The organism is Vibrio sp. L85 (genome assembly GCF_963871815.1).
Lineage (GTDB): Bacteria > Pseudomonadota > Gammaproteobacteria > Enterobacterales > Vibrionaceae > Vibrio > Vibrio harveyi.
Genome location: NZ_CAWMYL010000075.1, coordinates 1 through 8,090 on the forward strand (window position 1 = coordinate 1; position 8,090 = coordinate 8,090).

Sequence of the window (8,090 nt, forward strand, 5' to 3'; positions counted from 1 at the left end):
TATGCACCCTAGATGTCATCTTTAGAAATCCGTTTTAGAAAACTAACGTAATTCTAAAATGTACATAAAAGTTAGAAAAATAGTTAGGATAACCTCCCCATGCGCTGTATAGTTATACAGTTACTTTAATGGAGAGAAAAATGCTAAGGCTAGTCAAAACCTCACCTACAATTCCGATCTATAAAGATACACAAGCAATCATTGACGAAAATGGTGAGGCTAAGGTATCCACTCATGGCACTCCAGTTAACTATCAAGGGTTGAAACTGTTATACGATGATAATGAGCCAATATTCATCGCTAACGCTTACCTCCTATATCTCAGAATTTCAGTTAATAGAAAAGACATATCTCCTACTGAGCGAGCACTCAAATCTTTCTTCCAAGTCATGCATGAAAATAACTTAAAGTGGGATGAACACTTGCATGTGGATGATGACAAAAACCCTATTTTCTCCTATAGAAATGTGCTGCAAGTAAATGTTGATAACGGGCATTACACTGATGAAACTGCTAGTAACTACTTAGGATGCATTCGAGGTTTTTATAAATTTCTCAAGAAGTTCTTTTACATCGATCAACTTCCCTTCGCAATTACTGGAACCAATGCATACGGCAAAGATATTACTGATTGCACAATCAAGAAGCTAAGCAAAGAAACAAAGTTAAGACCTATTAGTGACAGGCATATTGAGTACATATTCGAACATTTATCACAGATCCCGCTCGAAGCGCGATTAGCGATGCTTCTCTCTCTTTTTAGTGGACTGAGGCGAACTGAATCAATCACTCTTAGAAAGCGCCACATAGTGATCCCTAGAAATTTTGAAGGCGAAACCTTATCCGATATATCAATAGGTCCGAAAACTGGAGTTAAAACCAAAAACGGAAAAGAACGGAATATCTCTATTCCTTTTCGAATCGCTCAGCTTTTTAATCAATATCACAACAGCCTTCGCTACAAAGAAAGATTGAGTCTTTGGCTTGAATTAGAAGACGTTGAGAGTGAACGCGACCATCCCGCTCTACTAAATCGAGAGGGTGAGATTTACAACCCCAATACAATCAACCGTTACTGGTCAATTATCGCAAATAAAATTATGGACGAAGATGACCCACGGTTTTATCACGTTTGGCATCACTTACGAGTGACATTTGGCTGTCGAAAAATGAGCACGTTACTAGATCATGGCTTTAGTTATAGCCAAGCCTTAGCGCTTTTGAAGGAAGAGATGGGACACAGCAATATCTCAACAACACAGCTCTATCTAACTCACTGGACGGGTAATCAGGCTAGCAGAGAGATGATTGATGTTATGGGGGATTTGGTTGAAAAAATCATGGACAACAATGAATTATGGATAGCATAAGTGGATAAAGTAATAGTAATTCAAGGGAACAAAACGGTTGATCTTAATGTAGATTACAAAGGTGTCTTGCATGAGAGTGAGATCATCACATTGTATGAATCAATGAAAGAGTTTGAACCTAGACTAAACACTGGTCTAAGGCAGACCCTCAATCGATTGATTGCACACTCAGACGAACAAGCATCACCGCTAAGCTATGAGAATGTTAAGTCCTACCTATTAAGCATCAATGAGCAATTGGAAGCTGGCGACAGCGGAAAGCGAGTATATCGAGCTAACTTAAAAAAGTTTTTCACTTCGATTAACTTTGGCGATGAGATTACTCACTTGGTATCTGAGCGGAAGGGGCGTAAGCGAAAATTTGAAGCAACACCATCGGAAAGAGTACCGTTGGGTAATACAGAGCGTCGAACTAGCTCGTACAAGGCAAAGCATAAATCCCGAGGGTTGAGCAGCGAGCAAGCCCAACTGCCATCGGAGAGTAACGTTTCAAAGCTTCACCCATTAATATTAAAGTTGAAAAACTCCAACAATAAGTTGGTAACTATCGACTTGCGAGAAAACTTTGATTCACCCTTTATCAGCGACTCTGAGCTTCAAAAATACGCCAAACACATTCATGACAGTTCTCTGAGGGACGCATCAAAGGTTACTTACCTTTGTGCTTTGAAGCAACTAATCCAATACAATAACGAGGTTACAAAGCGTCCTGAGTTTTACAATAAAGAGTCTTTTCAGTCTTTTATAGCGTCTTTATACGATGAGATGACAAAGGGGGCGAAGATAAAGCCAGAAAGTATTGAAAGAAAGCAAGCTTACTTAAGTGCTGGCTTCGAGCTAATTGGTCTACCTAAAATACTGAGGGCTGATAGGTTCAAGCTGAAAACAGGCGGAAACGATTTACAAACCGATAACTACGATGACACTTCTTGGATAGCGACTATTCGAGCTTTGATACCAGAGCATCAGCGTCTGTATAAACAAGTTTGCAATAACACCATGTCTTATGAGAGGGATTTTAACGACTTCATTTCTTGTTCATGCTTATTGCTGACGGTCTATACAGCGATGACCTTTGCTGAACTCAATTCTTTGATTTATGAAGAGTTCGACACTGAGTATTCAAAACTCGGCTCAAAAGATTTTGTTTTTAATGCTATTAAGTATCGCTCTAGTAAGTCAAATGACTACAACAGTTTTGTTGCGAGAAGAAGCTCAAAAACCCTTGTGGTGCGTTTGATGGAGGTTATTGAGCAAGCTAAGAAGAAATTTGGCATTCAGTCACAGCAAGTATTGTTTTACCTGCATGGCAGTGAAGCGACTGAAATCTCATCACATGATGTAGGTCTTTTTGCTACAAAACTAGTTATACGAAATCGGATTCTACAGGGTCTACTTAAAAAGCGCTCTAAATACAAATTAAATCTGCAACGATTACGTTCATCAGTAATTCACAGGGTTTCATCTCAGCGAGGTGAAGCTAGCGGAGTGATTGCTGGACGACATAGGTTATCAGTCCATCGTGGATACAACTACTCGAAGGTCAGTAACGAAACGGCACACAAGGAAATGACCCAGACAGCTCATGCGCTAGAAAAACACGCAAGAGGAATAAAGATTAGCATTGCTGTTGAAGAGGGAAAGAACCTCTATAACCCCAAGATTATTGACGAAAAAGAGAAACAAGAGTCTGGAGTGGCTGATCTAAAGAACGGTGGCACATGTAAAGGTTTAGAAACTGCTGAAAGCAAAGAGTTTCAAAAGAGCCTAGACAGGAACCCGCTGCTTTCTGATGAAGATAAGAAGCTGATGGGGTGTGGGTTTATCATCAAGTGTTTTGGGTGCGCAAATTTTGCTGTTGTAGATGAAGTGAACGACATCTGGAAACTGCTTTCTTTCGAATCTATTTTAAACGACTCAATTAATTACCATGTTAGCTTCGCTCACTTTATCGAAAAGCAGGGTGAATTGAAGGCTAAGCTCCAAATTATCAAAGGCAAACTCACTCCAAAAAAATTAGCAACGGCAATTAAGAAGCTTGATAAACAAGGCTTGCACCCGCTTTGGGATGGGATGTATGCCGTATTAGATAAAATGGATATCTAAATGCTCGCCACCTAAACAAAACACATATTTCGTTAGACAAAGCTGTAGTTTTGCTTAACAAATTACAATACTGACAACAGGAAAGTTGATGTCCTTACTTAATTACGAAGATCTGTACAGTGGTAAAGACTGCACCCTCGATGGCGGGGAATCGATTAATCAATTTAAAGCTAGAAAATGGTCATTTGAAGAATATAACTTAGATAATTCAGATGCGTCTGTATATTATGTTTCTTGGAAGCCTGAGTATGAAGACATCCCAATTTATCGTGATTTAAAGGTTCGATCAGCATACCTGCTATATGGTTCGAATGACAAACTATTCACCTCGAAACTCAGAAAAAAGAACGTGACTCTCAGGGCAATCAAGCACTGCCAAATGCTGGTAAAGGATATCATTGATAATTGGGAAGTGGTGCCTGATACGCTAGCAGCATTAGCTCACCCGATTTTCTTTGAGAAGGTTAAAGAGTACCTGAGAACTAGAAAGTACTCTCAAACCTCGTGCGAGAACCATCTAACAAGTTATACAACATTGAGCGATGCTAATGATTTCTTGCCATCGAACTTGCGACTAGTCTTTCCCATCCAGAACCGTAACGCTTTGGCTAAGGAATTAGCAAATGGAAGCACAGGCAACCATCCCACCATTATCCCAGAGTTATATGGACAAACGCTCGGCAAATTAATTGAATTAGTCGAGTGGTATCACATACAGTTCACCAGTGACGGCAAGCCTCAACTTGGAGAAATGGGTTCGCCACTAGATCTTGTGGAATTTCGCAGGGTTGCCATTGGTTTAGGCTATACAACATGTATGGCGTTTAGTGGAATGCGAGTGAGTGAAGCAGTGTTTTTACACGAGGCTTCTTACGAAACGGTCGATTTCGAAGAGGTTATAACATCATTGTTGAACTCTTCCACTGTGAAGTTGGAACAAGGGGCTGTTAGAGAAGATGTCTGGGTTTGTGCTGAAATTTGTGAAAAGGCAATAGAGGTGATTGGATTGGCTAATGGTGGTGATTGGAAATACTTGCCAACTAATTACGCCAATAAGAAAAAGGTAAGTCTCAATAAATCTAACCTAAATACCTGCCTGAATGAATTCAAAGCTCAACACTTGCAACCAGAGTACAAGAGAGAATGGGATACCTCTTATAACTTGCTAAACAGTAACGTTAATGCCGACCCACGAAAGATGAAAGCTGATGGTACGTACTACTGGCATTTCATTAACCATACTTGGCGCAGAAGCTTCGCACACTTTGCGGTGGGTAACGATCTGTCTTGCTTAGGTGCCTTAAAGCAGCAGTTGAAACATATTTTCATTGGCATGTCTATGATATACACCTCGACTAGTGATGTGCTTGCTTTGATGCAAGTAAAAACAGACCCAAAGCTGTTGAGGGAATTGGACGCAAGCCGAAAAACTTATAACGAAAAGTACCTGTCCAAAGTTGTTTCTGGCGAAGCGTCAGGTGGTTTTGCAGAAAATCTGATGGTTGAAGGGGAGCCAAGGGCTTTAACTGATAAAGAGTTTGCCTCCTTAGAGAAAAACAACCATACAGCGTCACGATCTACAGGATTTGGTCGTTGCTTTGGTAATGAAAAATGCTCAGTATCACATGTTTTTCAGCCTAGCTCTTGCGTATCTAATGGTTGCGAGAACCTTAGCATTACGAGAGAAGAGGCTCAACGTTGGAAGACATTGCATGATGGTTGCGTGAAACTCATCAGTAAAATGCTTGCAAATAGCACAATCAACAGGCACACGTTAGGCCGTGAACTTAGTGACTTACGAGCTGCGGAGCATGTAATGAGAAAGCACAATATTGAGTTCACCGAGTTCGTTATTACGCCTTCGTAAAAGAAACAAAATCTGTAACAGGATTGGTGATATGACTAGAAATGAAAAAAAACTAAGAGCAGCACTGGAAGAGCTAAAGCAAGGCGGCGCTAAAATCAATCCGTCTGCTGTAGAGAAAAAGGCTGGCGTATCGAACGGTTCTTTAAGTTATTACACCGAGCTATATCATGAGGTACTTAAGCTTAAGGCTGATAAGTCAGAAAAGAAGACTGCAAGAGAAATTAGAACTGAGACTTTGAAGAGCAACAAGAACAAGGCACTGAAAGCCAAGCGTGAAGCTCAAACGGAACTGTCAGAGTTAAAAAAACAAGTTAAAGTGGAACGCATGGAACACGCCGATGCGATTGCAAACCTCACTTGGGCGCTTCATAAGGCACAACACAAGAGAGTCATGGAGGATATAAATACAGCAATTGGCATCAAAAAATTAGGGAAAGAATAGATGGGAAGTTACGCATACGATTACCTGAACGATTCGTTGTTACTAGATAGCTCGTTGATTACTCGTCTCTACACTGGGATCTCAGACGCAGCTCTAGAGAAAGAACTGCGTAATTACCGCGAGTACTGTTTGAAAATGCTTCCTGAGACAAGAAACAGCATAAAAGCGAAAAACACTGTTCGTTGCATGGCAACCGACACAATGTCACAAGTATCTCGTTTAAAACAAGCAGCATTGTATTTGGAAGAAGCAGTTGTAGCTGACCCAGTCTTTAAACTAACCGATTTTAGAACGTCAGCCACAGAAGCCTTAACATCATTCATGGGAATGGCGTCAACACCTAAAGTTGATCGTCAAAGTCTAGCTAAAGCCGCTATAAAACTAATTGAGCTACGACCATTGGTAGTTGGTGGTTATGTTAAGCTTTATCCTGTTAGTTTTGAGTTAGAACGAGGGGCTGAGATTCCAATCATATGTTCTGATGTTGGTTTTGAAGACGTTCTGCCTAAACATATTCTGGATGAGTATAAAGCAAGTGCAGATGTTAGAAGTGTTGAAAATGACAATGGTCGCATACTCGTGATGCGTGACCTGTATCCATGCCGCCAGATTAGCATTCATTTTAAAGGCATGGAGGAGGGATTCTGTATGGGTTATATGCTTAATCCAACAGAATTTAAACCAACAGAAGAAGCAAACATATACACGATAATTCAAAAGCTATCGTCTGTTCCTCCTGAGAAGGAGGACTTCATTCAATGGGTAAAACAGTCTGTGAATCAAACAGCAAGAAACCATTTCATTGATCTTAACAAACGACTTGCATTAAGTAATTCCTTAGAGTGTATGTTCGGTACTGAGCACCCGTTTGAAAGTCATCTATTGAACATAAATGCTAGCGAAAGTGACATTAAATCAAATGCTTTGAATTGTACTTTACAAATGGATGTACCATTTTTGGACAAGGTTTCGTCGGAGGATTTAATGTCAATACGAAACAATGATGGTTCAGCATTCCATTCATTTCGTGCAGAACTGGAAAAAGGCTTCCGAGCAGCAAGAAATGAACCTGATCCAAAACGTGTTCGCACGATCATTGAAGATACACAACATGAGCTGTTTGAAGTTCAAATGCGACAAATAACGCCGCAAATGAAGCATATTAAGAAAGTTCATTTAACTGATGTTGGTATTGCTTTTGCGGGTTTGGGTCTAAGCATGGCAACAGCAGGAACAAGCTTATTAGCAACTGCGCTCGCTATGGCACATGGGTACAAGTCCTATAGTGATTACAAATCGAAGATGACAGCAAATCCATGTCATTTCTTATGGAATGTAAAACAAAAAGCGAAAAATTAGTTATTCATAAGAATTAAATTACACGAATGGAGCAGCATAATAAACCGAATATACGCAGGTTATAGCTGTCAAGAGTTTTTTTAATCACTTACTAAGTTGGATCGAAACGAATTATGAGCAGACTTACTAAGGTTAACCAGGTTCAATCAGACAACAAAATATGTAACCTAATAAATCAACATGATGTTTCTACGCTAATGTCAGAACTAGGCATTTCTCCAGAAAAGCTTCAAGTACAGAAGTTACAAGATCATTGTCGTTTAACGAATTGTGATCCTTGTCCTTTCGAAGGAGTTATCGCATCAATCTCTAAGCTAGAAAGTGACTAGTACAATCTTTTAATATAGGAACAAAATTAGTTACTTAAACTGGATATTGCTAAATCTAAAGGAGGGCGAATGAAGCGTCTAATACCAATACTTCTTGCTTTATCTGCAAGTACTCAAGCAGAAAATTTAAAGCTAAGCTGTTTCTTTGACCATGACTACACTAGACCCAATGGTATGAGTATTGAGGTAAACCTCTTTAACGATGAAATTACTGTAAAAGACAGCATGACGAAACATACAAGTAATTATGAGATCAAGAAAAAAAGTCCTAACTCATACACTGGTCTCATTTACTATTCAGCGTTTCAAAACCATATAGTGCTTACAAAATTGAATGGAGCTGAGTACAGTTTGGCAAGTGCGCAAACAGAAGGTGGTCTACTTAATTCTGCATCTTATTATTACTGTAAGTAATCCCACTTACGGAACCAATATTTGGTGTGCCGATAAGCTTAGAAGATGCAGCTTTTACAAGAAAAGCTAAAGCTTGAAATCACAGCGTAGTGGCAAAATTTGTAGTTATTAGAAAAATACAATAGCTCTAGTAAAAATCAAAGTAACCAATTGAAAACAAAGCAATCGTTAGTAGAGATCTATTTAACTTTAGTTAAATAGAT

General features: G+C 39.5%; 7 protein-coding genes. All 7 read left to right on the forward strand.

Features of this window, described 5'->3' with window-relative positions; all coding sequences use genetic code 11:
- Positions 1-140: 140 nt before the first annotated feature.
- The 7 genes from AACR11_RS08595 (at position 141) to AACR11_RS08625 (ending at position 7,887) form a co-directional block, all read left to right on the forward strand.
- Positions 141-1,370, forward strand: coding sequence for a tyrosine-type recombinase/integrase (locus tag AACR11_RS08595; RefSeq protein ID WP_071161393.1), 1,230 nt, complete (start codon positions 141-143; stop codon positions 1,368-1,370).
- Positions 1,371-3,476, forward strand: a complete 2,106-nt coding sequence (locus AACR11_RS08600; RefSeq protein WP_079324313.1) for a hypothetical protein — start codon at positions 1,371-1,373, stop codon at positions 3,474-3,476.
- An 88-nt stretch (positions 3,477-3,564) separates the two neighbouring features.
- Positions 3,565-5,343, forward strand: a complete 1,779-nt coding sequence (locus AACR11_RS08605) for a hypothetical protein (RefSeq protein WP_079324315.1) — start codon at positions 3,565-3,567, stop codon at positions 5,341-5,343.
- 31 nt (positions 5,344-5,374) lie between these two features.
- Positions 5,375-5,785, forward strand: a complete 411-nt coding sequence (locus tag AACR11_RS08610) for a hypothetical protein (protein WP_079324317.1) — start codon at positions 5,375-5,377, stop codon at positions 5,783-5,785.
- A complete protein-coding gene (locus AACR11_RS08615) occupies positions 5,786-7,144 on the forward strand; it encodes a hypothetical protein (RefSeq protein ID WP_079324319.1) in 1,359 nt (452 codons plus the stop codon).
- A gap of 113 nt (positions 7,145-7,257) precedes the next feature.
- The gene (locus AACR11_RS08620; protein ID WP_339367127.1) at positions 7,258-7,473 is read left to right on the forward strand and encodes a hypothetical protein; all 216 of its coding nucleotides are present in this window, start codon (positions 7,258-7,260) and stop codon (positions 7,471-7,473) included.
- Positions 7,474-7,542: 69 nt separating this feature from the next.
- Entirely contained in the window at positions 7,543-7,887 is a 345-nt protein-coding gene (locus AACR11_RS08625) for a hypothetical protein (protein ID WP_079324321.1), read from the forward strand.
- The last annotated feature ends 203 nt before the right edge of the window (positions 7,888-8,090 follow it).